General features: G+C 59.9%; 23 protein-coding genes. 2 read left to right on the forward strand and 21 right to left on the reverse strand.

Annotated elements, in window-relative coordinates; genetic code table 11:
* The first annotated feature begins 103 nt into the window (after positions 1–103).
* On the forward strand, positions 104–715 hold the full coding sequence (locus tag B071_RS0113790; protein WP_018527655.1) for a CarD family transcriptional regulator: 612 nt from the start codon (positions 104–106) through the stop codon (positions 713–715).
* Entirely contained in the window at positions 699–1,418 is a 720-nt protein-coding gene (locus tag B071_RS0113795) for an endonuclease III domain-containing protein (protein WP_018527656.1), read from the forward strand. Before B071_RS0113790 ends, B071_RS0113795 begins: the two co-directional genes overlap by 17 nt.
* 773 nt (positions 1,419–2,191) lie before the next feature.
* Here the strand turns inward: B071_RS0113795 and fusA are convergent.
* From fusA to B071_RS0113915, 21 genes are all read right to left on the reverse strand, one after another.
* On the reverse strand, positions 2,192–4,279 hold the full coding sequence (gene fusA, locus B071_RS0113805; RefSeq protein ID WP_018527658.1) for an elongation factor G: 2,088 nt from the start codon (positions 4,277–4,279) through the stop codon (positions 2,192–2,194).
* A 2,597-nt stretch (positions 4,280–6,876) separates the two neighbouring features.
* Entirely contained in the window at positions 6,877–8,577 is a 1,701-nt protein-coding gene (locus B071_RS0113820; protein WP_018527661.1) for an adenylate/guanylate cyclase domain-containing protein, read from the reverse strand.
* A 66-nt stretch (positions 8,578–8,643) separates the two neighbouring features.
* Positions 8,644–9,294, reverse strand: a complete 651-nt coding sequence (locus B071_RS0113825; RefSeq protein ID WP_018527662.1) for a CBS and ACT domain-containing protein — start codon at positions 9,292–9,294, stop codon at positions 8,644–8,646.
* Between the two features lie 124 nt (positions 9,295–9,418).
* Entirely contained in the window at positions 9,419–10,126 is a 708-nt protein-coding gene (locus B071_RS0113830) for an ABC transporter ATP-binding protein (RefSeq protein ID WP_018527663.1), read from the reverse strand.
* Positions 10,119–10,907, reverse strand: a complete 789-nt coding sequence (locus B071_RS0113835) for an ABC transporter ATP-binding protein (protein WP_018527664.1) — start codon at positions 10,905–10,907, stop codon at positions 10,119–10,121. The genes B071_RS0113830 and B071_RS0113835 overlap by 8 nt, the downstream gene beginning before the upstream one ends.
* Positions 10,904–12,151 carry an ABC transporter permease subunit gene (locus B071_RS0113840; protein WP_018527665.1) on the reverse strand — a complete coding sequence of 416 codons (1,248 nt, stop codon included), beginning with the start codon at positions 12,149–12,151 and terminating at the stop codon, positions 10,904–10,906. The genes B071_RS0113835 and B071_RS0113840 overlap by 4 nt, the downstream gene beginning before the upstream one ends.
* A gap of 3 nt (positions 12,152–12,154) precedes the next feature.
* Positions 12,155–13,063 (reverse strand): branched-chain amino acid ABC transporter permease, encoded by a 909-nt coding sequence (locus B071_RS0113845; RefSeq protein ID WP_018527666.1) that lies wholly within the window; start codon positions 13,061–13,063, stop codon positions 12,155–12,157.
* A gap of 77 nt (positions 13,064–13,140) precedes the next feature.
* A complete protein-coding gene (locus tag B071_RS0113850) occupies positions 13,141–14,292 on the reverse strand; it encodes a branched-chain amino acid ABC transporter substrate-binding protein (RefSeq protein WP_438829735.1) in 1,152 nt (383 codons plus the stop codon).
* Between the two features lie 135 nt (positions 14,293–14,427).
* Complete coding sequence (locus B071_RS0113855; protein ID WP_018527668.1) at positions 14,428–15,219, reverse strand: ABC transporter ATP-binding protein; 792 nt, start codon at positions 15,217–15,219, stop codon at positions 14,428–14,430.
* A complete protein-coding gene (locus B071_RS0113860; protein WP_018527669.1) occupies positions 15,216–16,181 on the reverse strand; it encodes an ABC transporter permease in 966 nt (321 codons plus the stop codon). The genes B071_RS0113855 and B071_RS0113860 overlap by 4 nt, the downstream gene beginning before the upstream one ends.
* Complete coding sequence (locus tag B071_RS0113865; RefSeq protein WP_018527670.1) at positions 16,178–17,179, reverse strand: ABC transporter substrate-binding protein; 1,002 nt, start codon at positions 17,177–17,179, stop codon at positions 16,178–16,180. Before B071_RS0113865 ends, B071_RS0113860 begins: the two co-directional genes overlap by 4 nt.
* A gap of 105 nt (positions 17,180–17,284) precedes the next feature.
* Positions 17,285–17,620, reverse strand: a complete 336-nt coding sequence (locus tag B071_RS0113870; RefSeq protein WP_018527671.1) for a cupin domain-containing protein — start codon at positions 17,618–17,620, stop codon at positions 17,285–17,287.
* A 27-nt stretch (positions 17,621–17,647) separates the two neighbouring features.
* Positions 17,648–18,271, reverse strand: a complete 624-nt coding sequence (locus tag B071_RS20675) for a microcompartments protein (RefSeq protein WP_018527672.1) — start codon at positions 18,269–18,271, stop codon at positions 17,648–17,650.
* Entirely contained in the window at positions 18,271–19,119 is an 849-nt protein-coding gene (eutJ, locus tag B071_RS0113880) for an ethanolamine utilization protein EutJ (protein ID WP_018527673.1), read from the reverse strand. The genes B071_RS20675 and eutJ overlap by 1 nt, the downstream gene beginning before the upstream one ends.
* Positions 19,116–19,934, reverse strand: coding sequence for a cobalamin adenosyltransferase family protein (locus tag B071_RS0113885; protein ID WP_157703260.1), 819 nt, complete (start codon positions 19,932–19,934; stop codon positions 19,116–19,118). The genes eutJ and B071_RS0113885 overlap by 4 nt, the downstream gene beginning before the upstream one ends.
* Positions 19,931–20,422 (reverse strand): cupin domain-containing protein, encoded by a 492-nt coding sequence (locus B071_RS0113890; RefSeq protein ID WP_083915018.1) that lies wholly within the window; start codon positions 20,420–20,422, stop codon positions 19,931–19,933. The genes B071_RS0113885 and B071_RS0113890 overlap by 4 nt, the downstream gene beginning before the upstream one ends.
* 156 nt (positions 20,423–20,578) lie before the next feature.
* On the reverse strand, positions 20,579–20,866 hold the full coding sequence (gene eutM / locus B071_RS0113895; RefSeq protein WP_026245254.1) for an ethanolamine utilization microcompartment protein EutM: 288 nt from the start codon (positions 20,864–20,866) through the stop codon (positions 20,579–20,581).
* Positions 20,867–21,174: 308 nt separating this feature from the next.
* Positions 21,175–22,668, reverse strand: coding sequence for an aldehyde dehydrogenase family protein (locus B071_RS17865; RefSeq protein ID WP_018527677.1), 1,494 nt, complete (start codon positions 22,666–22,668; stop codon positions 21,175–21,177).
* A 27-nt stretch (positions 22,669–22,695) separates the two neighbouring features.
* Entirely contained in the window at positions 22,696–23,352 is a 657-nt protein-coding gene (eutL, locus tag B071_RS0113905; protein ID WP_018527678.1) for an ethanolamine utilization microcompartment protein EutL, read from the reverse strand.
* A gap of 17 nt (positions 23,353–23,369) precedes the next feature.
* Positions 23,370–24,293, reverse strand: a complete 924-nt coding sequence (gene eutC, locus B071_RS0113910; protein ID WP_018527679.1) for an ethanolamine ammonia-lyase subunit EutC — start codon at positions 24,291–24,293, stop codon at positions 23,370–23,372.
* 34 nt (positions 24,294–24,327) lie between these two features.
* The gene (locus B071_RS0113915) at positions 24,328–25,695 is read right to left on the reverse strand and encodes an ethanolamine ammonia-lyase subunit EutB (RefSeq protein ID WP_018527680.1); all 1,368 of its coding nucleotides are present in this window, start codon (positions 25,693–25,695) and stop codon (positions 24,328–24,330) included.
* Positions 25,696–25,750: the final 55 nt, after the last annotated feature.

Raw genomic sequence — 25,750 nt, forward strand, 5'->3', positions numbered from 1 at the left:
GTTCCTCCTTGCGCAGCTGTTCCGCCCGGCTTCCCTTCTCCGGCCAGGCCGATCTCCCTACGTCTTTGACCAGACGTGAAAATTTCGGTATACTTCCCGCCTCATGAGCGCCAAAACCAACGGGAAGGGAACAACCTTCGAAGTCGGCCAGCACGTTGTTTATCCTATACAGGGTGTGGGCACAATTCAGGAAATCCTGGAGCTTTCTTTCAAGGGTGAGGACGTCCTCTATTACGTGATTTATATTCCTGTCTCGGACATGACCGTCAAGGTCCCGGTGGACCGGGCAGAGCAGCTCGGTATCAGGGCGATCGTCCCCCGGGAAGAATCAGAAAAAGCCCTGACCATGTTCTCCGAGGATTTCGAGCCGATCCCGGCAGACTGGAAGATGCGATACCAGATGAACCTGGACCTCCTGAANCAGGGGTCGGTACACGANATCGCTTCGGTGGTACGAACCCTGTACCAGCGNAAAAAGGTCAAGGAGCTCCCCATCATGGAGCGCAAGCTCTACGACAGCGCACTCCAGCTCTTCGTAGACGAGGTATCCTTCTCCCTTGATCTCTCGCCCGCCGAGGTGGAGGAACTGGTCTTTCGCAAGCTCGAGGAGAACGCTCCCGGCGGGGGCAAGACCTCGGCAGACATTCTCCCCGACGATGACCTCGCCGATGACCACGACAAGGACTCCGGCGATATCCTTGACGACGACGAATAATCCCGGCCATCCTCCTCCCTGCGGGGATGAATCTCCCGGCAGGAACGTCCCCTGGGAGGAAATCCTGGACCGTATCGCCCGGTGCGATGCGGTTCAGCAGTACCAGGCCAGCGTCAACGCTGTGGCCTCCTGGACGGATCCCCCGGACCCCTTCCGGGTCCTGCTCGCCACGATCATCAGCCTCCGGACCCGCGACGAAGTGACCTTCGCTGCCGCAGAACGACTCTTCGCGATAGCCACCACCCCCGAGGAGATCGCTTCCCTCGAAGCGGAACAAATCGAAAAAGCGATGTATCCTGCGGGGTTTTACCGGACCAAGAGCAGGCAGATCAGGGAGATAGCAGCCACTATTGTCCGCACCCGGCACGGGCGCGTCCCCTCCTCAGAGAGAGAACTGCTGGAGTTTCCCGGGGTGGGTCGAAAAACGGCAAACCTGGTACGGGCCCTGGGGTTCGGTATCCCCGCGATCTGCGTCGATATTCACGTTCACCGGATTTCCAACAGAATGGGGTGGGTCGCGGAAAAGACCCCCGACGAGACCGAGCGAGCCCTCATGGGGACACTTCCGAAACGATTCTGGATACCCCTGAACCAGTGGCTGGTGGGGTTCGGCCGGGGCATCTGTACGCCACTCTCGCCCAGGTGCAGTCTCTGTCCTGTGGGGGAATACTGCGACCGGGTGGGTGTCACCCGGTCACGATAGGACCTGCCGCCGCGATACCCCGTGGGGGGCTCCCGACCGGCAGGGGCCCCTACTGATCCTCGCGAATCAGCAGGGTCTTGCTGTCGAGCTCCAGGTGGAGATCTTCGGGGTTATAATCGCCGTGGTCTTTCAGCAGCCGCAGCCCCACGTGATCCTTCTCGGGGGTGAGCGTGATGAGCACGTCGATCGAATCGATAAAGGGAGAGAGGGCCATCGGCACGCCCTGGTCATCCACCCGTTTGTCCTCGCGATGGATCGATGCGCTGAACCACACAGCGAGACCGTTCTCCCCGGCGAACTCCTTCAGAGCTCGCAGGGTCTCGGGCTCACCCTTGGAAAAATCGTAGCCATCCACCACAAGCACGTCGGCCTTGAACTGGCCGTCATCGATAATAGCCCGGATACTTCGGAGAAACTGGTGAACCGTGACCCCTTCCTGACTGAAGTTCATGATCATGCGGTTTCTGATCGCCCCATCGTGGATCTCCATGGCGTGTTCCAACTCCCGGCGCTTTGCAATCTCGCCGAAAATGTCCTCGTACCANGTCACGATATGGTCGGTCCGTCCTGCAAAGGAAACATGAATCACGTGCCGGTCCTGCAGCAACTGATCCGTAGCAATATGGACGAGACACGCCGTCTTTCCGGTCCCCTTGCGCGCGGCAAAGACACCGATCTCTCCACCCTGCAATCCACCATGAATGGAGCGTTCCAGCAATCGCAGGGGACTGCGCCTTATGAGTTCTTCCTTGACCATTCCGCGTCTCTCCTTTCTACTTATTCCCGTCACGCTTGGCCTTCAAGTACCGTTCGCGCAACTCTTCAGCTATACTTTGCGGTACTTTTCCGTATTTGGCAAATTCCATGGTGTACTCGGCCTTTCCCTGCGTGAGGGATCGCAAAATAGTGGAGAAACCAAACATCTCTGCCAGGGGAACCTCAGCCTCGACCACGCTGAACATCCCGTCCTCGTTGGAAGAAATGATCATTCCGCGNCGCTGGTTCAGGGTCGCGAAGATATTTCCCTGAAACTCCGTGGGACCTTCCACGGTAACCCGCATGACCGGTTCCAGGGCGATGGGCTTTGCCTTCTCGTAGGCCGAGCGGAACGCTCCGATTCCCGCCGTCTGGAAAGCCTGATCGGAGGAGTCCACGGCGTGGGTAGCTCCATCGTTGATCAGAGCCCGGATATTTACCACGGGGTACCCGATATAGGTCCCCTTCTCCATGGCGATCTTGAATCCCTTGTCAACCGAGGGGATATACTCGTTGGGAATCACCCCTCCCTTGATCTGGTTGATAAATTCGTAGTGCTCCTCGGGATGTGGCTCGATGTAGCCCGCCACACGACCGTACTGACCGGAACCACCGGTCTGCTTCTTGTGGGTATAATCGAACTCACCCCGGGCAGAGATCGTCTCGCGGTACGCCACCTGGGGCATGCCCGTCTCAACGTCGGCCTTGTATTCCCGCTTCATTCGCTCAACGTAAACCTCAAGATGAAGCTCACCCATTCCCTGGATGATCGTCTCGTTGCTCTCTTCATCGACGTAGCTACGGAAGGTGGGATCTTCCTTGATGAACCGTCCCAGAGCCTTGCCCATCCGGTCAGANGANGCCTTGTCCTTGGGCTTGAGAGAGAGCGAGATCACCGGTTCCGGAACAAACATGGAGGTCATGGAAACGTTGAGGCTGGGATCACAGAAGGTGTCTCCCGAGGCGCAGTCGATTCCGAAGAGGGCCACGATATCCCCCGCTGCAGCTTCGGAGATGTCGTCCATGTGGTCGGCGTGCATCCTGATCAGCCGCCCCACCTTGAACTTTTTCCGCGTTCGAACATTGTAGAGCTCGGAACCCTTTTTTACCATTCCCTGATAGATACGAATGTAGGTAAGCTGTCCGTACTGACCATCTTCGAGCTTGAACGCCAGAGAAATGGTGGGCATGGTATCATCGGACTGGGTAACAAACTCTTCCTCGTTCTTGTCCAGATCCAGGGCGCGGTTCGTGATGTCCGGAGGAGAGGGCAGGTAGGCGATCACTGCATCCAGTAGAGCCTGAACCCCCTTGTTCTTGTAGGCACTCCCCACAAACACGGGACAGAGTTCGTTGGCGAGTACACCCTGACGGATGGCAGCGTGGATCTGGTCCTCCGTGGCCGTTCCCTCAAGGGCAGCTTCCATGAGCTCCTCGTCGAACATGGAGACCGCGTCGAGCAGCCCCTCCCGGTACTCCTCGGCCTGGGCAAGAAGATCTTCGGGAATATCCTCGTAGCGGGGAACCTCACCGTGATCTCCATCAAAATAGATCGCCTTCATTTTAACGAGGTCGATCACACCCTGGTGTTTGTCCTCGAGACCGATCGGCAACTGAGCCATCACCGCGTTCAACCCGAGTTTCTCCCGCAACTGAGCGCAGACCTTGATGGGGTCTGCACCGGTCCGGTCGCACTTGTTCACAAAGGCGAGGCGGGGCACGCTATAGCGCTTCAGCTGCCGGTCGACGGTAATCGACTGGGACTGGACACCCGCAACGGAGTCCAGGATCAGGATCGCCCCGTCAAGAACCCTCAGGGCCCGCTCCACCTCGATAGTGAAGTCCACGTGGCCCGGGGTATCGATCAGGTTGATGGTATGATCCTTCCAGGTTACGTTGGTGGCAGCGGACTGAATGGTGATTCCCCGCTCCCGTTCGAGCTCCATGGAGTCCATGGTTGCACCGACCCCGTCCTTTCCCCGAACTTCGTGAAGGGCGTGAATCTTCTGACAAAAAAACAGAATGCGCTCGGATAGTGTTGTCTTCCCGCTGTCGATGTGGGCGCTGATACCGATGTTGCGCATCTTTCTCACTGCTTCATTCATGCGTTACTCTTCCTTATAGTACTCCCTGTTATACTCTTTTGACGCACAACGACAGATATAACAGGTTGGTTTTTCCTTCTGGACCCGCGGACGAGAGGAGCAAGGGGCGCTCAGGCGGGCCATACATACACCACGTTTCCCGATATATACAACAAAGAAGCGGTGATTGTCTACCTCTCGGGAAGCTCTCCCCGAGAGACGGCAAGAACTGCCTCGGCGTGGCGGCGGTGAAGCGGAGCGACCCCCTCGGGCAATGTCCGGTTTACCCGCTCCCGCAACTCCTCGGGGTCCAGCGACGGCTCTTTCCCCAGAAGCGCAAAGGCCGCCGCAAGAGCCTGGGGAGAGAGATCACGCAGGGAACCGAAGAGGGAACGCCCCTCCAGAAGAACCACGCCCCGGCGGGCCCGCTCGAGTTCGTTCTCCATCAGGGTGAGGGCTTCGCGAAAAGCCCGGGTGAGTTCCTCCGATGTTTGGGCCAGGGCAGCGGCCTGGGCCTGCCGTTGATCCTCCAGAGCCCGGGTCTGCTCCTGGAGGCGCTGCCCGAGATCTTCCAGCACCCGCTGCTGCTGCTCCAGACGCTGGGCCAGATAGTACGGATCGGAACTCCTGATGTATCCGGCGGGGTTCTCCACGGCGCTGATGATACGCTCGGAGAGCTGGCGGNCCGTGAGAAACTGCCCCTGAACCCGCAGGGAGAAACTCTCCACGAGCAGCCTGAAATCGTAGNTCCAGGCTTCCTCAAAGACAAACCTCATGCCTCCGGGGAGATAGGCAAGGTAATCCTCGCCCTGTAGCCGATATTCACGGGGCAAGACCACGGCCGTCATTCGCGACCCCTCCAGGGCGAGACGGATTCTCCCTATCTGCANCCCCGGCAGATCCTCCAGAAGCTCGTGCAGTCCGAGAAAGCGCTCTACCTGGTCCGACCCAACCCCCGAGGCAGAGGAGATCACCACGGGAAACCCCTGGCGGTGACGCAGCTCCGCCGAAACCCGGAGCCCGTCGCGGTGAAAGGACTCAACGGAAAAGCCCCGGGCCGCCAGCTCCTCCCGAAGGGGGAAGGCCTCCCGNGCCGNCAGGTGATCCAGCAGGAAAAGCTGAAAGAGAAGGAACGCTGCAGCCCGACAAAAGGCCCCTACCCGGTAAGATCCTCTGCAACGGCTCATGCTATTCCCCTCCCTGAAGATCGATCAGAATACGATCAAAGGGACGCAGCCCCTCGTCGTCGCTGCGCGCCCAGATCTGACCCTGTCGTTCATAAAACTGGACCCGCCCCACCAGCTCGTCGTCGCGACGGAAGACGTACCCCCGAGCATCGGGCGGAAGAGCAACCAGGGGGTGCACGTAGACNTCTATCGCCTCGGGATCCCTGGGATCGAGAATGTANCCGCTCTCTCCCTGAATCATGCTCAGTTCGTCCAGAGCGTATTGGAGACGCGCCAGATCCTCTTTCCGTTCTGCCAGCACCNCCCGGGTTTGTTCAAGAGCCAGGGTCCTTTCCTCGGCCAGATCACCCAGGCCACGCCAGACNCTCTCGTAGTCGCTCACCAGGTGCTGAAGTCGGAGGTCGAGCTGCACCAGAGCGGGCGCGAGGGAGTTCTCGTAAGGAATGCTTTGGAGTCGCTCCAGAATCGTCCGGAGCTCTCCGTGCCGGGCGAGAAAGGCTGCGTGGTCCCCGCGGCCAGCGAGCCCCGCCTCTGCCAGAACGGTCCTGTACGAACCCGGTGCGGCCCACTCCCCGGGAGGCTCCAGAGGCACCGTCAGGAGCGGTCCCACGGGGTCCTCCGACAGATCGGGATCGAAGCGACGCCGCAGGAAGGCCTCGTTCTCCCGGTTTCGGGCCCGCAGGGCAGCTACAGCCTCCCTGTGGTGGGCCTCGATCGTCTCAAGTTCTGCCTGGTGGTTTGCCAGAAGCTGCTCGATCTCCTGGTCGTAACGGGAGCGGAGCTGCTGCATCTCCATCTCGAAGAGCCGCTGCTGATTGTTCAGGACTTCCTCCTGCTCACGGGCCCGCTCCAGCTGGCGACTATCGTACTGTGCGATGGCGGCCTCCAGCTCCTCGAGCTCCCGGGCAAGCTCCTGGTCAGCCCGAAGAAACTCTTCCTGGATCCGGTGGATCTGCTCCTCGGCGTCCCCCCGAAGCTGCGCCGCCCGGAGAGACCGCTCCCGCAGCGGAAGACCCGAGTCCTCCAGCAGGGAGAGTTCCCGTTCGAGCCCCCGCTCGACAGAACGAACCCTGCTGTCCCGTTCCTCGGTCAGGCGGTTTCGGTCGCGCAGGGTCCCGTCGTAGCGGTTTTGCAAGCGCTGGGCCTCGTCCAGGAGATCCCGCAGGTTCACATCGGCAAAATCGTCGATATTTACGGGAATTGCCAGACTCGTTTCCTCTATAAACCGGGTAACCATGGTCACTACCAGGGCGAAAACCGCTACCAACAGGAGAATCGAGAGGGGGATCACGAGGCTGCGATTCTTTTTTGTCCTGGCAAACTCCGTCTCGAGATCGTACCGGTCCTGGCCCTGGCGGAACTCCCGCATGATATCCCGAAGAAAACGTTCCTTGCTCTTGGCCAGAATCTGTGCCTGGGAGTGGACCTGCTCTATTTCTCTGTCATTGTCCATATGCCGTCCCAACCTTCCGGAGCTTCCCGGCCGTAGATGCGTTCCTTGAAGATATTTGCCACGGGAAGCGACGAGGCCTGAAAGCGCGAGAAGGCCTCGGGCCAGGCTCCCTGATAATAGAGTTCCAGAGCCTCGGAAAAATGGTCGATTCCCCGGCGAAACTCCTCGTCCAGGGAGTTTGACTCGATGGGCCAGAAAATCTTTTTGCCCTGGGTCTTGCCCTTCACCTGAACAAGATCGAGCTCCACGAAGGTATAGCGGTCGGTGAAGGCCAGAACCTCGTCTTTCACGTATTCCGAACAGACCACGGGCACCTTGTAGAACCGGGTCAGCCCCTCGAGGCGGGCCGCGCTGTTTACGTTGTCACCGATAACGGTATTGACCATGCGCTCGTAGCTCCCGATATTCCCGTAGAAGACCATTCCGCCGTCCAGACCGACCCCCACCTCCAGGAGAACTGCCCGGTAAACGTACTGCTCCTCCTGGGTGAGGAACCCCCGCTCGTCCATAATCTGATCCCGGCGCTTCTGCATCTCCCTCCGCAACGAGGCCGCCACGCGGTTCACCTCGAAAGCAGCCTGGAGCGCCTGCACGCTCTTCGGGGTGGAATCGGACTCAACCGTCCCAAAGACCGCGAGCAGGGCATCCCCGATGATCGATCCGATGTCACCGCCCGCCTCGTGGATGTGATGTATGGCCTGGTCGTAGTGGATGTTCAGAAGCTTGATAATATCCGTCCCCAGAGCCTCGGTCATGAAGGTAAAGTTCTTGATGTCCGTAAAGAGAATCGTCAGATCCCGCTTTACCCCTTCCAGCCGGATTTCCCGCTCCTGGTAGGCCCTGGCAGCCACATCGCGGGCCACAAACTTTTTGAAGATCGTCATGAGATTATCGATGGTGTTCGCCAGGGAGTTGAAGGCCATGCCCAGGTAAGTCACATCGTCGTTGGGCGCCCCCTCCAGCTCCATGAGCGAGAGCGCCTGGTCCTCGTGCATCCTCATGATATTGTCCGTGATGACCCGGACAAAGCGCAGGATGTGCCGGATGATCAGAATCCCCACAACGGCAAAGATCAGGGTCACCAGGACAATGATCCCCGAAACATTGCGGAAGATCTCGGCCGAATCTGCGTAGAACTCGGTGAGTTCCTCGGCCCGAATCTGAAAGAGATCCCAGGCCTGATTGTACTTGTAGACACCGAAGTAACTGTAATCCCCGTACCGGAAACGCAGGGTCCCCTCTTCGACGCCCCTGGCGAGGGCAGCGGTCATCTCACCCAGGGCAGCTCCGTCGGGGAAGGCCCGTCTTTCCTCGACAGCCCCCCCCAGGAAGAAAATGGTTCCCCGGGAATCAAGACCGAGACTCAACGACCGTTCACCCCGGTGATTCCGCTCCGCTGCGGCGGCCATGTTGGAAACAGTCGCCTCCTCGTCGGGATTAAAGAGGAAGATCTCCCGCTGGTTGTTGGCAAAGACGTGCATTTCCTTGAGGTCTTTTACCAGGAGCTGGTTCAGAAGGCGGATCTGCTCACCCCGGTTGAGGATGAGATTGAGATAGTTCGTGGTGAAGTTGGAAACCAGGAGAAATATTACAAATACTGCCACGATCTTGAGCCCCAAGGGGACTACTCGAACAGCGCCGACCTTGTGGCCCAAGAAATGGGTCAGAAAATTTCTCATACCTGACCTTCAGTATAACAGATACCGGGACATTAACTGAAGGTTATCAGCAAAATAAATTGAAAATCACACTTCCCGAATGTCGATCACCTCAAGAATATGCTTCTCCACGGAGGAAATGAACTGCTCTCTGGTCATACCCGTGACCTTCATGATGCAGAGTGCGTCCGTGGGCCGTTCGCCCGGCCAGGTTCCGATGGAGACGATGTTGCCGTTGTGTTCAGAGACATCGCTGCCGAGCTTTGCCAGTTCCCCCGGCTCCTCGGGGATGCGCAGGGTGGCCCGAAGCCCCTTCTCCCGTGTGCCGAAGAGGTCGATAAAGAGGCGAAACATGTCGGACTCGGTGATGATGCCCACGGGGTAGTTATCCTCGTCCACAATCGGGAGACACCCGATGTCGTGATCGACCATCTTCCGGGCAGCATCCTCTACCAGATCCTGGGGATGGGCCGAGACCACCTTCTTTGCCATCACACTCCCCACGGAGAGCTTCGAGAGAAGCCGGGTCATCTCGTAGACATCCAGCGTCGAGGCCGGCGAGGGTGAGGCGTAGAGGAGGTCCTTCTCACTCACGATGCCCACAAGCTTCTTTGTGTGGTCGTCGATCACGGGAAGGTGATGGATGTTTTCCCGGCGCATCGTCTCCTGTGCATCCGTCACCGCTGTCTTGGGGTGGGCCACATACAAATTCCGACTCATGATGTTCTTTACAAGCATTTCACGCTCTCCCTTGCTATGCCAACGGGCTTGCTATGCCATCGGGTTTGCTGGCCCATCGGGACCTGCTATGCCCTCCGGGGCCACCCACCGATGGTTCATCATCCTGCCCCTATTATACCCGTTATACGCCAAGATAGGCGGCTTTTACTTCGGGATTTTCCAGCAGTCTCGAGGCCGCGTCGGCCAGGGTTATCCGGCCGTTCTCCATCACATAGCCCCGGTGCGCGACCTTCAGTGCCTGGTTCGCGTTCTGCTCCACCAGGAAGATCGTCGTTCCGTTCTCGCTGTTTATCTGGCTGATGATCTCGAAGATCTGCTGCACGATCAGGGGAGCCAGCCCAAGACTGGGCTCGTCCAGGAGCAGCAATTTTGGCCGGGCCATAATTGCCCGGGAGATGGCGAGCATCTGCTGCTCCCCCCCCGAGAGGGTTCCTCCAGCCTGACCTCGACGTTCGGCAAGAATGGGAAAGAGCGAGTAGACGTACTCCAGGTCACGCTTTATCCCCTCACGGTCACGCCGGAGCAGGGCTCCCATATCGATATTCTCCCGCACCGTGAGATGGGGAAAAATGCGCCGCCCTTCGGGGACCTGGGATATACCCTTCCCCACGATGCGATCGGGGTCCATCCCCAGGAGAGACTCGCCCTCGAAGAGGATATCCCCGTCCCGGGGTGGCACGACCCCGGAGATGGACATCAGAGTTGTGGACTTCCCCGCCCCGTTGGCACCGATAAGAGTGATGATCTCGCCCCGGTCTATGGTGAGGTCGATTCCCTTGAGGGCCTGAATATTTCCGTAGTAGGTACTGATGTTCCGAAGCTCAAGCACTGACGTCCTCCCCCAGATATGCCTTGATCACGGCCGGGTCGTTGCGGACCTCCTCGGGAGTTCCCGTGGCGATCATCCGTCCGTAGTCCATCACGTAGATTCGCTCCGAGAGAGACATGACAAGGCTCATGTCGTGCTCGATCAGAAAGATCGAGATCTTCTCGGTATCGCGAATCTTGCGTATCAGCGACTCCAGAGTCCTGGTCTCCTGGGGGTTCATTCCCGCTGCTGGCTCGTCCAGCAGGAGCAGAAAGGGCTCCGTCGCCAGCGCCCGGGCGATCTCGAGCCGCCTCTGGGCCCCATAGGGCAGATTCCGGGCAAGATCGTTGGCATACTGTTCGAGATTCAGCTTTCCCAGGATTCCGTAACTGTCGTGAAGGACCTGTTCTTCCTCAGCCCGCGTACGGGGGGGGCGGAAAATAGCTCCCACAATTCCCGTCTTGAGCTGGTTATGGCGCCCGATCATCACGTTCTCCAGGACGGTCATGTTGGGAAAGAGTCGAATATTCTGGAAGGTTCTGGCCAGGCCCTTGGCGGAGATGCGGCTGGGCTTTGCTCCCTTGATCGATTGCAACTCCCCCCCGGGGGGACAGATCATCACATCCCCTCCCGTGGGAGTGTACACACCGGTGACACAATTGAAGAAGGTTGTCTTGCCCGCGCCGTTGGGACCGATCAGGGCGATGATCTCCCCCTGGTGCATTTCGATATTCACGCGGTTCACCGCGCGGAGGCCCCCAAAATCCATGGTCATGTTCTGTACTTCGAGAATTCGGCTCATTCCTGGGCCTCCCCGTGAAAGGTATAGGCCCGGCGTTTTTTCTGGATCAGTCCGCCGGGACGAAAGACCATCATCACCACCAGCACCGCACCAAAGATCAGCATCCGGTAATCAGCGAAGGCCCTCAGATATTCGGGGATGAGAATGAGCCCCAAGGCCCCGACGATAACGCCGGGAATGGACCCCATTCCTCCCAGCACAACGCAGGAGAGAACGATGATCGATTGCCAGACGGTGAAGCTTGCGGGGTTGATAAAGGCCGTCCGCGAAGCGAAGATGACCCCGGCAGCACCTGCCCAGAGCGACCCCAGGGCGAAGGCCGTGAGTTTTGTCCGGGCGATGTCGATCCCCATGGCCTCAGCAGCGATCTCGTCCTCTCCCATGGCCACCAGAGCCCGGCCAAGACGGGAGTTCTCGAACCGCCAGACCACAAAGATCGTAAGACAGACCATGGCGAGGACGATGTAGTAGATATAGGTCGAGACCTGGGAGAGGTTCATGGTGAGGCCGAAAAAGGAGGGCCTGGCGATTCCGCTGATTCCGGCGGGCCCTCCCGTGAGATCGCGGGCGTTGTTCAGCACGATCCGCACGATCTCGGCGAACCCCAGGGTAACAATAGCCAGGTAATCCCCCCGCAGCCGAAGCACGGGGAGCGCCAGGAGAATTCCCGCACCCATGCTGAAGAGCGCCCCCAGGGGAAGGGCGAGCCAGAAGCCCAAACCGAAATAGTGGTGGAGCAATCCGTANGTGTAGGCCCCCACAGCAAAGAAGGCAATATACCCGAGATGGAGCATGTTCCCCAGGCCGATGACGATGTTCAGCCCCAGGGCGAGCATCACGTAGATCAGGGCCGAGATCATGATATTCGTCTGGTAGAGGGACCCCACCAGAGGGAAGATAACCGCCACCGCCAGGATCGCCATCAGGCTTCCCTTGCGGAGCGAAGGGGTCCGGGTCAGGAGAAGAAGTTTCTCCTTCCACCCCCCCTGTCCCGCGAGAGCCTCGCTCAATTCAGGGGTCTCCCCGGTTGCGACCTTCGGCTTCACCCCCAAGCTCCGCCGGGAAAGGGCAAAGCGCCAGAGGAGTCCTCCCAGGAAGGTTCCCAAGCCGATATAGGCCATGTTATGCCACCGCCAGACCACGGTCTGGGTGATGGTATTTACNCGAATCACCATGATGGGAAAGGTAAGAAAGACGAACCACAGCGACACCAGGGCCGTCTTTTTGATATCGTTCACTGTCATGGATTACACCTTTTGTACTTCCGGTTTTCCCAGCAATCCGGAAGGTTTGAAGATCAGAATCAGCACCAGGATAACAAAGGCAAAAACATCCTCGTAGACGCTGGAGATATACCCCGCGGCAAAGGCCTCGGCCATGCCCAGAACGAGACTCCCCAGAACCGCACCGGGAATACTGCCGATCCCTCCCAGGACCGCCGCCACAAAGGCCTTGATTCCGGCGATGAATCCTACGTAGAAGTTGATCTGTCCCGTGTAGGAACTGATGAGGATTCCGCCCAGGGCAGCGGTGAAACTTCCGATAACAAAGGTCCAGCTGATTACCTTGTTGACATTGATCCCCACCAGGGTGGCCATGGTGCGATCCTGGCTGGTGGCGCGCATGGATTTTCCGATCATGGTGAACTTGATCAGAAGGGTGAGCGCCACCATGACCACCGCCGTGGTCCCGAAGATAATGAGCTGCGGGCCGTTCACGATTCCCCGAAGAAAGGGAGGGACCTTCACGGCGGGCAGAAGCGACGGGTAGGGAAGAAAGTTCGACGTCTGTGCCAGAAGCACGTAGTTCTGCAAAAAGAGCGACATCCCGATCGCGCTGATCAGAACCGACAGGCGGGGCGCCTGCCGCAGGGGCTTGTAGGCCAGTTTCTCGATGGTAAACCCGTAGGCCGAGGAATAGACCATAGCGATGATGCTGGAGAGCACCAGAATCGCCAGCGCGGGCATTCCCGTGAAGGAGAAAACCGTGGCCATGATCAGGGCCGTGAAGGCACCGATCATGTAGATCTCGCCGTGGGCAAAGTTAATGAGTTTGATGATTCCGTAAACCATCGTGTAGCCGAGGGCGAGGAGCGCGTAGATGCTTCCCCTGGTAAGGCCGCTGAAAAACAACCTGAAAAAATAGTCTATTGCCATGAATGGATTCCACCTATCATAAAATCAACGCAGGCGGGCACAGATCGGCCCGCCTGCACAGGGTTTTTGGTTTTGATTTACTGCAGTTCTACGTACACGCCGTTTTGCACCTGGTAGATGGCAAAACCGATCCCGATCGCATCGCCCCGCTCGTCGAAGGTGATCTCTCCGATGGGCGTCTGGACAGGGCTCGTGCGCAGAGCCTCCTGGATTGCCGCAGAATCGGTGGATCCCGCCGCCTCGATTGCATTCACCAGAGCGAGCATACCGGAATAGGCGTTCATGAAGAAAGGACCGGGTTCTTCACCGTACTTTTCCTGGTGTGCCCGTCGGGCAGCCTGGGCAACGGGGTTTGCGCTGGTATCCCGGGGACCGGTNGCGTAGACGCCCTCGGCGTTGGCCCCGGCCACATCGATAAAGGTCTCATCCTGGATGCCGTCGCCGGAGATAAAGGGAAGATCCATTCCCTGGGAACGCATCTGCGAGACCAGGCGCGACGCCTCGGGGTGATACCCGCCGTAGATCAGAACGTCCACGTTGGCAGCTCCCACACGGTTGATGATCGCCGAATAATCTACGGCACCCACGGTTATTCCCTCGTAGAGGGCGATTCGCACGTCGGGATACTTCTCAAGCAGAGCTGCCCGGGCAAAATCAGCAAGGCCGCGACCATAGTCGCCACCATCGTGGAGGATCGCCACAGATTTTGCTCCCAGCGTCTCGGCCACAAACTGAGCCTGAAGCTCCCCCTGGGCATCGTCGGGAGCGATGGTCCGGAAGAACGTGGGGAAATCTCCGCTCTGTGTCAGAGGAGGGCTTGTAGCAGAAGGAGAAACCACAACGATTCCCTCGCCCGTGTAGATACCCAGAGCCGTTCGGGTCGCGCCGGAACAGATATGCCCCAGGACACCCACGACGCCGTCACCCACCAGTTTTGCCGCGATGTTCGTGGCGACCTCGGGCTGACACTGATCATCTTCGACAAAGAGCCGGATCTGCTTGCCCAGGAGGCCTCCGGCCTGGTTGACCTGTTCTGCCACCAGCTCTGCAGCGTTCACTGTGGGAAGACCGTAGGAGGCCAGATCCCCACTGTGAGCCCCGGGAACGCCGATCCGGATCTCGTCGGNACCCTTCTGTCCGCAGGCGCTCAGCATCAGCGCCAGAACCACGCCCCCCAGGACGCCAATTTTCATCTTCATGCTCACCCTCCTTGGAAAAAGTGGACCCATTATGCTGTAGGGCGCCTTTCGTTTGCAAGGACTCCGGGGTGTTTTTGTATAAATATGCAAATTCACCCCCTGTTATTCATCACTGATTTCTCCGGNCCCCTGCCGGGAGCTTCCCCGGAGGCGCTCCGGAAACGGTCAGGAGAGACGGGCCCTGTCGCTCTCCATCTCCCGGTGGCGAATACTGTGAAACCGCTCCACAAGACCTTCCACGGTAAGGTTCCGCTTTTCCTCACCCCGAAGATCCAGGATGATCTCACCCTGGTCCATCATGAGCAGACGGTTCCCGCAGGTAATCGCCTGCTGCATATTGTGGGTGATCATCATCGCCGTGAGGCCGTACTCCTCGATATACCGACGGGTCAGTTCCAGCACCAGGTCGGCGTTTCCGGGATCCAGTGCGGCGGTGTGTTCGTCCAGCAGGATCAGATCCGGCCGGGAGAGNACCATCATGAGCAGNGTCAGGGCCTGNCGCTGCCCGCCCGAGAAGAGNCGGACATTATCTTTCATNCGGTTCTCCAGACCCATGCGAAGATGCACGAGCTGCTCCCGGAAAAAAGAGCGNCGTTCCCGGTTCAGGCTGATCCGGAGCCCCCGCATCCCCTTGCGGTAGCAGATCATCATGTTATCCTCGAGCGTCATGGAGCCCGCCGTNCCCAGCAGCGGATCCTGAAAAATGCGGCCGATATAACGGGCCCTGCGGTACTCGGGCTCGCTGGTCACGTCGCGGTCGTGTATACGAATCGANCCCTGGCTCGGCAGAAACGATCCGGCGATCAGGTTAAAAAGCGTCGTTTTNCCCGCCCCGTTCCCGCCGATNAGGGTAATAAAATCCCCTTCCGCCACATCGAGGGTGACCGGGCGAAGCGCCGTTACCTGGTTGACCGTCCCGGGATGAAAGGTCTTGGATACTCCCTGAAGGCGAATCACGGCAGCCCTCCCGAAGGATTGGCCTGGTTCGCCGGGTCTTTTTCGGGGAGATCGGGGAGAAAGGTCTTCTCCAGACGGGATCGCTCGGCACGACCGCCCTGGTAATGACTCACCATGAGCGAGACAATGATCAAAATCCCCGTGAGCAGACGAAGATCGTTGGGAGTCATCCTGATGTGGTATCCGTAGTAGCGCCCCAGGTACATAACACCGCGATAGGCGATCGACCCCAGGATCACCCGGAAGGTTAAAAGCCCGATCCTGTTTGANCGCAGAAGAAACTCACCGATCATGACCGAGGCAAGACCGGCCACAACGATCCCCTGCCCCATGTTTACATCGGCGAATCCCTGGTACTGGGCGGCGAAAGCGCCAGCAAGGGCAACCAGTCCATTGGAGAGACTCAGACCGATAACCTTCATGATTTCGGGGTTNACNCCCTGACTCACCACCATCTGCTGGTTATCCCCCATTGCACCCAGGGTGAGTCCCAGGTCGGTATGAAANAAGAGGTCCAGAAGGAACTTCAGCNCCAGAGCGAGCAAGAGAAAGAAGGCCACCACCGACCAGGGATAGGGCAGGAACTGACCTATCCACGTTGTGGCCCGGCTGAGNACCGTGGGAGTCCGCAGGAGCGAGAGGTTNGCCCGGTTNCCCAGAACGCGGATATTCACGGACCAGAGCATGGTCATGGTCAGGATCCCTGCCAGCAAGTTGGGAACCTTCAGCTTGTTGTGAATGGTGGCGGTCACGGCTCCGGCGGCGGCCCCTCCCAGGAANGCCAGGAGNACCCCCAGAAGAAGGGGCACCCCGGCCAGGACGGCCATCCCCAGGATGGCNGCACCCAGGGGAAAGGTGCCATCCACGGAGAGATCGGGGAAGTTCAGGATGCGGAAGGTGATAAAGACCCCCAGCGCCATGATCCCGTAGAGAAGGCCCTCTACAAGAATACCCTCGATCACCTGAGAGATCCCTCGCTGATTACGAGCGACGCCTGATCGACCAGCTCCGGGGGAAGGTCCAGACCAAGGTCACGGGCCACATCCAGATTAACCAGAAGATCAAGGTCGGCGGGGTCCGTTATAAACCTGACGGGCATGAGGTCGGGGTTNGCTCCCTGGAGAATCTCGGCCACCATCGCTCCTGTGACACGACCAAAGGCGTAGTAATCGAAACCAAGNGCCAGAAGAACCCCGCCATCGAGAGCNCTGGTGGTATCGGCAGCGACAACGGGTACNCCGGCGGCAGCCGCAACCTCGGTGAGGGCGGGCAGGGCGCTCACCACGGTATTATCGGTACTGACGTAGATAACATCCACCCGGTGAAGGATCGCCTGAACGGCGGAACGGACCTCGCTGGAGTTAACCACCGTGGCCTCGACGAAATCCATCCCGAAAAAGGTTGCCGCCTCTTCGGCCTTTCGTGCCAGNCTCACGGCGTTGGCTTCGCCGCTGGTGTAGACGTGACCGACCCGCCGGGCCCCCAGAACGTCGTTAATCAGCTCGAACTGGGCCTGGACGGGGGTCATGTCGGAGGTCCCTGTGACGTTTCCCCCGCCCCCTTCCAGGGACGGCACAAGACCGGCCCCCAGGGGATCGGTCACGGTGGCGAAAACGACGGGGATCTCCGTGATGGTGTTTGCCAGGGCCTGCGCCGTGGGCGTGGCAATTCCTACGGCCACCGACACCCGGTCAGCCCGGAACTTCTGGGCTATCTGGGCTGCCGTGGAAAGATCACCCTGGGCATTTTGCAGATCGAAGGAGAGCNCTTCGTGGCCCAGGTGGTGCAACTCGTCGATGATTCCCTGTTCGACCGCATCNAGCGCCGGGTGGGTAACAATTTTCGATATTCCGATAACCTGTTGCGTCCCCCGGCCGGACTCGGGGGCTCCCCCGGCGAAGAGCGGAAGGGNCCCGATAATCAACACCAGAACCGCTGCAAACCGCGCGTGTACCTGCATACGTATTCATCCTCCTTGAATACGCATCAGGGTAGCGGAATCGTTCCCCCCGTGTCCATGCGTGGGAAGCCACCGGAAGAGGGGCCTCCACAGACTCTGGCGCCGCTAGCGCCGTTGCAGAATCCGGTTGATCACATCCCGGAGTCCCGGGGGCTCTTTTCCCAGATGCGCCACAACGGCTCGCTCAACGGCGGCCGCCAGGGCGGCATCGGACCCGCCAGGCTGGCTCTGCTGAGGGGCTCCCGGGAGGGGCTCGGTCCCGGAAGGCGCTGGAGCGGCTTCTCCCGAAGAGGCTCCACACCGACAAAGCCGCAGGCCTCGCTCACGGGCGCGCTCCCGCGCTGCATCGGTGACCACCGTGTCCGTGTCGAGATGAATCTCCTGTTGCCCCTGCTCTATCAGGTCGTCAATATCCCGGGCTGTAATAAATCGTTTTCCCATGTCGTGCCTCCGTTACACACCGTCAATCTACACACCGTCAATCGCTTCTATTGCCGACACCGCCGCATCCCGGGCGGCAAGCACGTCGGCCTCGGTGCCCGCCATCCAGAGCCTGCCGTAGCGCCCCACGCCACTGATATGCATAAGGTTAACCGTGGAGGCCTTCTCCGCCTCGTTNGCAGCAAGGTTAATGTAGGCAGCGGGCTCGACCTCCAGGACCAGCATGGTCTCNCCGGGAACGAGCATCATTCCCCGGCTGAACCTGTTCAGAAGCTGCGCCTGATAGCCGTTCACGTTGGTGATAACCTGCATGGAGGCGATGGAGGGCTTCTTGCGCTGCCCCGCATCCAGACCCAGCTCGCGCAATACCACCTCACCCGCCTGAAGCACGTCTTCCTGGGAGGTCGAATGAAGCTCGAACATTCCAAACTCCCGCTCCACAATCTGCGCCCCCGGACGNGCNCTGGTGGCCTTCACAGCGGCATCGACCACCCGAAAGACCCAGTTTCCGGGAGCCATCTCCACATAGAGGCTGGCCATGCCCTCTATCGGCAGGTCTCCCTGGGTTACGGTGCCCACAAAAGCGGCGTATTGCGGCTGCATCCGGTCAAGATAGCAATAGGCTCGCAATTGAAAATTGTCAGTGGTCATCAGTTATTCCTTTCTGCCAGAGCCAGCGTCTGGACCCCGTCGTTCAAAGCGATCCCCAGAGGGGTGACAAAGAGGGGATTCCCCGGGACCAGGGTCTCGATTCCCGTGGCCGCCTGGACAACCCCCGCCATNCCCTCGAAGCTNCAGGTTCCTCCCACCAGATAAATCCGTTCAACCTGAAANGGAGCAATATGAGAGGAGATGATCGAACCNATCTTCTCCATCACGGGCCGCACCAGGGGAAAAAGCTCTCGATGCCTGGACGGATCGGTCTTGAGAGACTCGGCCTGATCGAAGGGGATCTTGCGCGCCCCCGCCAGAACCAGGCTGAAATGGGTCCCTCCCGTGGGCTCGTCGGCGGTATAGACCACCTCGCCCTGATCTATCACGGCGATCCCCGTGGTNCCGCCCCCGACATCAACCACCACCCCCTGATCAACCTGCAGAAGCGTGTTAGCCGCGCTCGGCTCATCGATCAGGGTGCTGCAGGTCAGCCCCGCCGACTCCAGGACGTATTTTACNGCCCGAACTTCTCCGGGCGAGACNCCGGGAGGGTAGGAGGTGGCGGCGCTCTCCAGCTCCCGCCCGAGCCGCGTCTCAAGGCGTCCTTTCATGGCCCGCACCAGATCCACCGCTCCGGCGAAATCCACCACGACCCCGTCACGCACCACCTGGGCAAAGTGGTACTCTCCCGCCAGGGGAGTTCCCTCCTCGTCCAGAACGAACATAACCGTGTAGGCGGTTCCCAGATCGACCCCAACCGAAAGCGGCCCCCGAGACTCGACAGGCCCCGTCTCCTCCACGACCCGATCGGCTCTCTCGAGGATATCCAGGAGTCGGCTGTTCACGGGCTCCCTCCCGGACCGTAGTCCCCCCGCACGAGCAGGAGCTCCAGCAGATAGACGGCGCTGCTGAGGCGGTTCACCGCTCTCGCCAGATCGGGCAACTCCCGGGCCGACCCCGGAGGAAAGGCATCGAGCGCCACAAGTTCCGTCTCCCGCACCTGGGTCCTGAGCACGTTGAGCCAGTGGAGCAGTTCATCGTCCTCCACGGAGGGCGCCAGGTGGGGAACCCCCAGCTCCTTTTCGGGATCGTGGGTGGCTCTTCGCAGAGCCGCCTCGTCGAAACCAGCCACCTCGATCGGCGCCACGGGGCGGAGATGGTACTCGGCGCTCATGATCTCGCGGCAGTAGGCTGCCACGGTAGAGAGATGACTCACGAGACCGGGACGCCCCGCAGCCCGGGCCCGGGTTGCCGTGAGCATGACCCAGGCATTCAGGCTATCCATCCTGCCCCGGAAGCGGATCCGGGGACTGTTCTTGGCATCGAAGGTCCCCGCATCCACCTGGGTCAGGTGTTCCGGTTTCTCCCTGACCCCCGACCCACAGAGAGCGCACCGGGGAGCATCGCCCGAGAGAACCACGGGAAACGCTCCGGGCCGATCCCAGCCGGAACCGGCTCCTGCTCCGCGAGCCTCCGTTGCAACGGGACCAGACTCCCCGCTGAAGGAAAGAGCCACCTTCCAGTGGTTCAGAAAGTCCTGCGCCGCCGGAGAAAACCGGGCACCCCGGGGCAGGGAGAGGCTCATTCCCTCCCGGGGTGGCCCCAGGAGCCGCCGCAGGGATTCCTCGGTGTAGAGCGGCACAGATTCGTTCCCTCTCACGATGGCATCGCCCAATCAGCCGGGTAGGTGACATAAAAGAGNTTGGCCCAGGAAGGGGTACCAAAGGTGATGGCCGTTCCGTGAGGAACGTAGAGGATATCCCCCGGCTTGCCCACGATCGTCCCCTCCTTTGTCCCGATGTGCAACTCCCCTTCCAGCACGTACTGAACCTCGTGGTAATGAAAGGTCCAGGGAAAGGAGCCCTTCTGAAGTGAGAGAAACCCCGCAGCCAGGGGTGCTCCGTCGGCGGAAGTCACCACATCACCGCACCGCACATCCATCTCGGGCCTGCCGATATCGAAGGCGAAGGGAGGCAGCGANACCTCNCTGCCATTCACNACCTTGATTCCGGCCCGGGAGGAGAGTTCCTTCGCCTGCGGTGGCGGAGGGGCCCCCGCCCCGAGGGAGGGCGCGGAAGGAGAGCCCGAGGGTTCCGCCGAGGCGGAACCGGGCTGGCGACGAATCTCGATGGAGAGTTCCCGTGCCATGTCCCGCGCCAGGGGGGTGATAATATCCCCCGGCTCGAGAACGAGGAGAGAACACCCCCCGGCTCGTCCCAGCTCCCGGATCGAATCCTCGGTGTAAAGTTTTTTCTTGCCTGCCACAGGATCATCCTCCCCTTGGTTTCAGTCCGGGAAAGCCCGTTACTTTGCGCTCGGCAGGATCATCTCGGCATCGCCATGGGGCCGAGGAATGACGTGTACGCTCACGAGCTCACCGATCCGCTGCGCTGCGGCCGCTCCGGCATCGGTAGCAGCCTTAACAGCCCCCACGTCTCCCCGAACCATGACAGTTACCAGACCGCCACCGATATATTCCTTGCCGATCAGCTTCACGTTTGCTGCCTTCACCATCGCGTCGGCTGCCTCAATCGCTGCGACAAGCCCCTTGGTCTCGATCATTCCCAGTGCGATCATCTGTACGTCTGCCATCGTTTGCTCCTTCTCAGGTTTCTGCTTTTTTGGTGATGAAGACCCGGAACCTTCGTTCTGCCGGGCACCTTCCCCGCTGCTCTCATCCCTGGTTTTGCTGCTCTTGCTCCCGGCCTTCGGGGATTCGTTCCCATCCCCGGCGGCATCGACCGCTTCTGCAGTTCCTTCCTCAACCGGACTCAGCTCGGGCTGGACCGGATCGTTTTTCCTGCTCTCTTTTTTTTGCCTGTCGGCATTTTGCTTGTCAGCACTTTGCTTCTCGGCATTTTGCTTGTCAGCCTTCTGTCCATCAGCCATCTACCTGCTCCTTATATCTCCGCCAGAACCTGACGGACGATATCGGCGATCAGTTCCGGTGAGTGAAGGGATTCTCCGGGGTTTTTCCCGCCAGTCGGGAGAGCTTTCACCCCCGGAGCGAGGCTCTTCGCGGCCTCGGGAGGTTCCGAGGTCATCGTGGCCAGTTGCTTCACATTCAGGAGGTGCGTCACAGTGATATTTCCGCTCATCACCGCCCCGCCGACACCACCGGGTGCCAGAGTCATGGAAGGCATTACCCCCGTGGTAGCTCCCACGGCGCCCAGAGTTCCCCAGGTGTTCACCAGAATGCGGAAGACCGGTTTTTCCAGACCGAAGGCCTCGACGACCTCCTCGTCGGTGGCGTGAATCACCAGGGAGTGCCCGTCGCCCCCGTACCGAATCAGTTGCAGACACCGCTCACACCCGGCGTGCCAGTCATCCTCAACGTAAAACCCCAGGACGGTGGTGAGTTTTTCGCCACTCAGCGGATACTCCTTGCCCACCCCCTCCAGATCAACCACAAGAACGCGGGCATCGTCGGGTACAGAGATACCCGCCATGGCAGCCAGCTGCTGGGGAGTCTTGCCCACAGCCCTGGCGTTCATGGCGCCGTTGGCGTGAAAGAGCAACCGCTCCAGGGCCCGACGCTCCTCGTCGTTCACCCAGTGCGCGCCGGCAGCACGCATCTCCTGGCGCAACTGCTCGGCAATCGGGCGATCTGCCACGACAGCCTGCTCGGTGGCGCATATCACGGAGCAATCGAAGGCCTTGCTGTTGACGATATCCTGAGCGGCCTTCCGGACATAGGCGCTCCGGTCCACGTAGACAGGAACGTTCCCCGGGCCAACACCAATCGCCGGCTTGCCCATGCTGTGGGCGGCCCGGACCATGGGCGTCCCACCGGTGGCCAGAATCAGCGACACCGCGTAGTGCTGCATCAGCTCCCGGGACCCTTCCAGCGAGACATATTTCATGCAACTCACCAGCCCCGGCGGCATTCCGGCCCGCTCGCCCGCTTCGACCATGATCCGCACCGTCTCGAAGGCGCAGTTCTTCGCCGAGGGATGGGGCGCGATGATAACAGCATTGCGGGCCTTCACACCCGTGAGGATCTTGAACATGGCCGTCGACGTGGGATTTGTTGAGGGAATCAATCCCGCAATCACCCCCACGGGCCAGCCGATCTTGACGACCTTCCTCGCTTCATCGCGCTCGATCACCCCCACGGTGGGGATATCCCGTATGGACTCCCAGAGGGTCTTGCTGGCGAACTGATTTTTAACGCACTTGTGGGCGGGAACACCGAAACCGGTCTCCTCGTGGGCCATCTGACCCAGCCGTTCCGAGGCATCAAACGCCGCCTCGGCCATGGCCGCACAGATCCGGTCCACCTCCTGCTGGGAGGCTTTCAGGAACTTTCGCTGGGCAGCCCGGGCCGCGACGGCCCGTTCCCTCGCCTCCTGAATCGAAAGCAAGTCCGCGTCAAAGGTCTGCTTCTCCTGCATACCTCCTCCTTTCCAGATCGCTCCCGATCAGAACTTCAGCGGATTCGCCGCCACTTCCACCACCGCATCGGAAAAGGCCTGACACGCAGCCTTGCACGCACTCTGGGAACCCGCCATGAGAGCCCCTCCAAAGTTCGTCTCCGAAGGCGGCTTGAACCATTCCTTCATCTCCACGTCTGCGGCCTTCAGGGCTGCATCGATGGCAAAGGTCGACTCGATGGGAGGCGCGATCAGATAGGCCAGAGGAGTTCCCAGGGGAATATCGGCCATTTTGCTCAGAAAGGATCCCGTCCGTGACACGGTATGGGGGAAGAAGGCGATGGAATCGTCCTCATTGGCCGAGTAGAACCAGGCGCTCTCCTCGCAGTAGGCGACNCAGGCGTTCACGCCCGACCGAACCTCGGCGGGATCGTTTCCGGCGAGAATACCGATCACCTCTCCCGAGAGTTTCCCCGAGGCGTGGGCCGATCCGGCGTAGAAGCTCTGNCCGTACACGACCTCCACATCGGCCATCTTCGTGGCCTCGTCGAGAGCNACNTAGAGGGGGTCGTCCATATCGCAGGTGATAATCGCGATACTTCGCTGATCCGGCCCGAGCTCAAGCCGTTTGGCAAAATCGGCATGGACGTTCGGAATCAATCGAACCGCCAGAATGGTTGGTTTTATGGGATCAAGGGTAGCCATCTTTTCATCCTCCTCGTTCAGCCCTGGTCACCGGAGATCTTCATCCGGAGATCAACGCCGCTTGCCTGGTACTGGAGATACTTTTTCACCTGCTCGACGATGTACGCCCCCGCTTCGAGGGGGTTGGTACCGCCCTGGGTCGTGATCATGCAGAAGGCATCCCGCTCCCCGTCGGTTTTTCCCTTGGCGGGTTTCCACCCCATGTAGGCGCTCATGGCGTCAGCCACACCCAGACCGGGGCGTTCACCGATCAGGATAATCACCACATCGGCCCCGACCACGGAGTTCACGCTGTTGATGACCCCTACCCGGGCGTACTTGACGAAAAAGGGAGTCCCCGAAGAGATCCCCGCCGACTTGAGCCCCTGCTGGATCACGGGGAGAATCTCCGGGGCGTTATTGTTTATCGCAGCAGCGCTCAGACCATCGCCCACCACAATCTGTACCTGGGGATTTTTTGCGCACTTCTCGGCAACGACGGCCTTGGCCTCATCGGAGAGTTCCCGGCCCAGATCGGGCCGCATGAGATACTGCTGGCGGTTCTCCACCCTGGTCTGTACCNCAAAGAGCCCCATACTGTCGAGGACATCCTGGGGAACATCGGAGTAGATCGCATCCTGGGTAACACCGTGATCGGCCTGAAAGAGCAGGAGCGATCTGGTCCTGGGCCTGGAGCCCGCCCGGCCCGCTCCGACACGCGCGCCTGTGGTGGCCTTGAGGTTCTTCAGCCCCTCCACATCCACAGGGTTCCTGACGCCGATCTCCTGACGCGCCTCGGCCGTGGTGGGATCATCCAGATCGATCACCAGACCACCCTCGCCGGAAGCCCCCTGACCTCCCCGGGCCACCCCGGCGGATACACCCGGTGCACCCGGGGTTCCACCCAGCTCTTTCAGCACCGCCTGAACGATGGTCTCTATATCATGCCTGGTCTGTTCCATCTCTATGCTCCTTTTCCCTCTGACCTGCCACTACTCACCGTTGCAGGAAGAACGACGCATCGCCGGCTTTCTCTGTGAGGACCCCGTTTTCCATGAGCCCGATCTTCTCCATCCACCGCTCGAACTCGGGCAGGGGCCGCAAGTTCAGCAGGCGACGCAAACTGGCTGCGTCGTTGAAGCTGGTGCTCTGGTAGCTCAGCATGGGATCGTCCCCCAGGGGAACNCCGATAAAGAAGTTGCACCCCGCCGCAGAAAGCAGCACCGAGAGATTCTCGATATCATTCTGGGTTGCCCGGGCGTGGTTGGTGTAGCACACATCGACCCCCATGGAGATTCCCGAGAGCTTCGCCATGAAATGATCCTCCAGCCCGGCCCGGATAATCTGAACCGAGTCGTAGAGATATTCGGGACCGATGAAACCCACCACAGAGTTGACCTGATAGGGTTCGTAGCGTTTGGCCAGCCCGTATTTTCTCGCCTCCAGCGTCACCTGATCCGTACCGTGATGGGCATCGGCCGAGAGGTCCGCGCCCTGGCCCGTCTCGAAGTACATNTAGTTCGGCCCGGGGGTCACACAGTATTTCTTTGCCATGTCGTAGGCTTCGTCGAGCATCGCCACGGTCACCCCGAAACTGGTATTTGCGAGCTCCGTCCCGGCGATGCTCTGGAAGATAAGCCCTGCGGGAGCGCCCTTCTTGAGAGCCTCCATCTGGGTGGTGACGTGGGAGAGGAGACAGTTCTGGGTGGGGATCTCCCACCGCTCGATCACCTCCCAGGTCATCTCCAGAAGGCGGGAGACGCTCGCCAGGGAATCGTCCACGGGGTTAATCCCGATGACGCTATCGCCGGAACCAAAGCTGAGACCATCGTAGAGCGCGGCCCGAATCCCCTCGACCGAATCGGTGGGGTGNTTCGGCTGGTTCCGCGAGGCCAGCGTCCCGGGCAAACCGATGGTATTGGCGTTCTTTGCCACAACACGAACCTTGGACGCAGCGAGCATAAGGTCCATGTTCGACATGAGCTTTGTGACCGCCGCGATCATCTCCGAGGTAAGCCCCCGCGAGACCCGGGTGATCATGTCGCCCGTGGTGGTATCCTCCAGGAGCCACTCCCTGAACTGACCAACGGTCCAGCCGCTAATGTCGTTGTAGATTGGAGTGTTTACCTGATCCTGGATNACCCGTGTCACCTCGTCTTCCTCGTAGGGTACCACCGGGTTCTCCCGCAACACACTCAGGGGAACCTCGGAGAGGACAAAACGGGCAGCTACCCGNTCCGAGGCGTTCTCTGCNGCGACGCCCGCCAGTTGATCACCCGATTTGATCTCGTTCGCCTTGGCAAGGAGTTCCTTTATACTGTGGAACTGGTAGGTCTTGCCGAACAGCTTGGTCTTTAGGATCATTCCCCTTCTCCTTTTTTTGCTTTCCGCGCGATCGTTGCCTCTCGCCTGATCGTTG

Origin of the sequence: Alkalispirochaeta alkalica DSM 8900 (assembly GCF_000373545.1) — a bacterium.
GTDB lineage: Bacteria > Spirochaetota > Spirochaetia > DSM-27196 > Alkalispirochaetaceae > Alkalispirochaeta > Alkalispirochaeta alkalica.

Excerpts from the sequence above, each read along its gene's own strand:
- B071_RS0113820 (WP_018527661.1), bottom strand. The coding sequence starts at position 8,577 with ATGAGAAATTTTCTGACCCATTTCTTGGGCCACAAGGTCGGCGCTGTT.
- B071_RS0113825 (WP_018527662.1), bottom strand. The coding sequence starts at position 9,294 with ATGCTTGTAAAGAACATCATGAGTCGGAATTTGTATGTGGCCCACCCC.
- B071_RS0113835 (WP_018527664.1), bottom strand. The coding sequence starts at position 10,907 with ATGAGCCGAATTCTCGAAGTACAGAACATGACCATGGATTTTGGGGGC.
- B071_RS0113845 (WP_018527666.1), bottom strand. The coding sequence starts at position 13,063 with ATGGCAATAGACTATTTTTTCAGGTTGTTTTTCAGCGGCCTTACCAGG.
- B071_RS0113870 (WP_018527671.1), bottom strand. The coding sequence starts at position 17,620 with ATGGGAAAACGATTTATTACAGCCCGGGATATTGACGACCTGATAGAG.
- eutM (WP_026245254.1), bottom strand. The coding sequence starts at position 20,866 with ATGGCAGACGTACAGATGATCGCACTGGGAATGATCGAGACCAAGGGG.
- B071_RS17865 (WP_018527677.1), bottom strand. The coding sequence starts at position 22,668 with ATGCAGGAGAAGCAGACCTTTGACGCGGACTTGCTTTCGATTCAGGAG.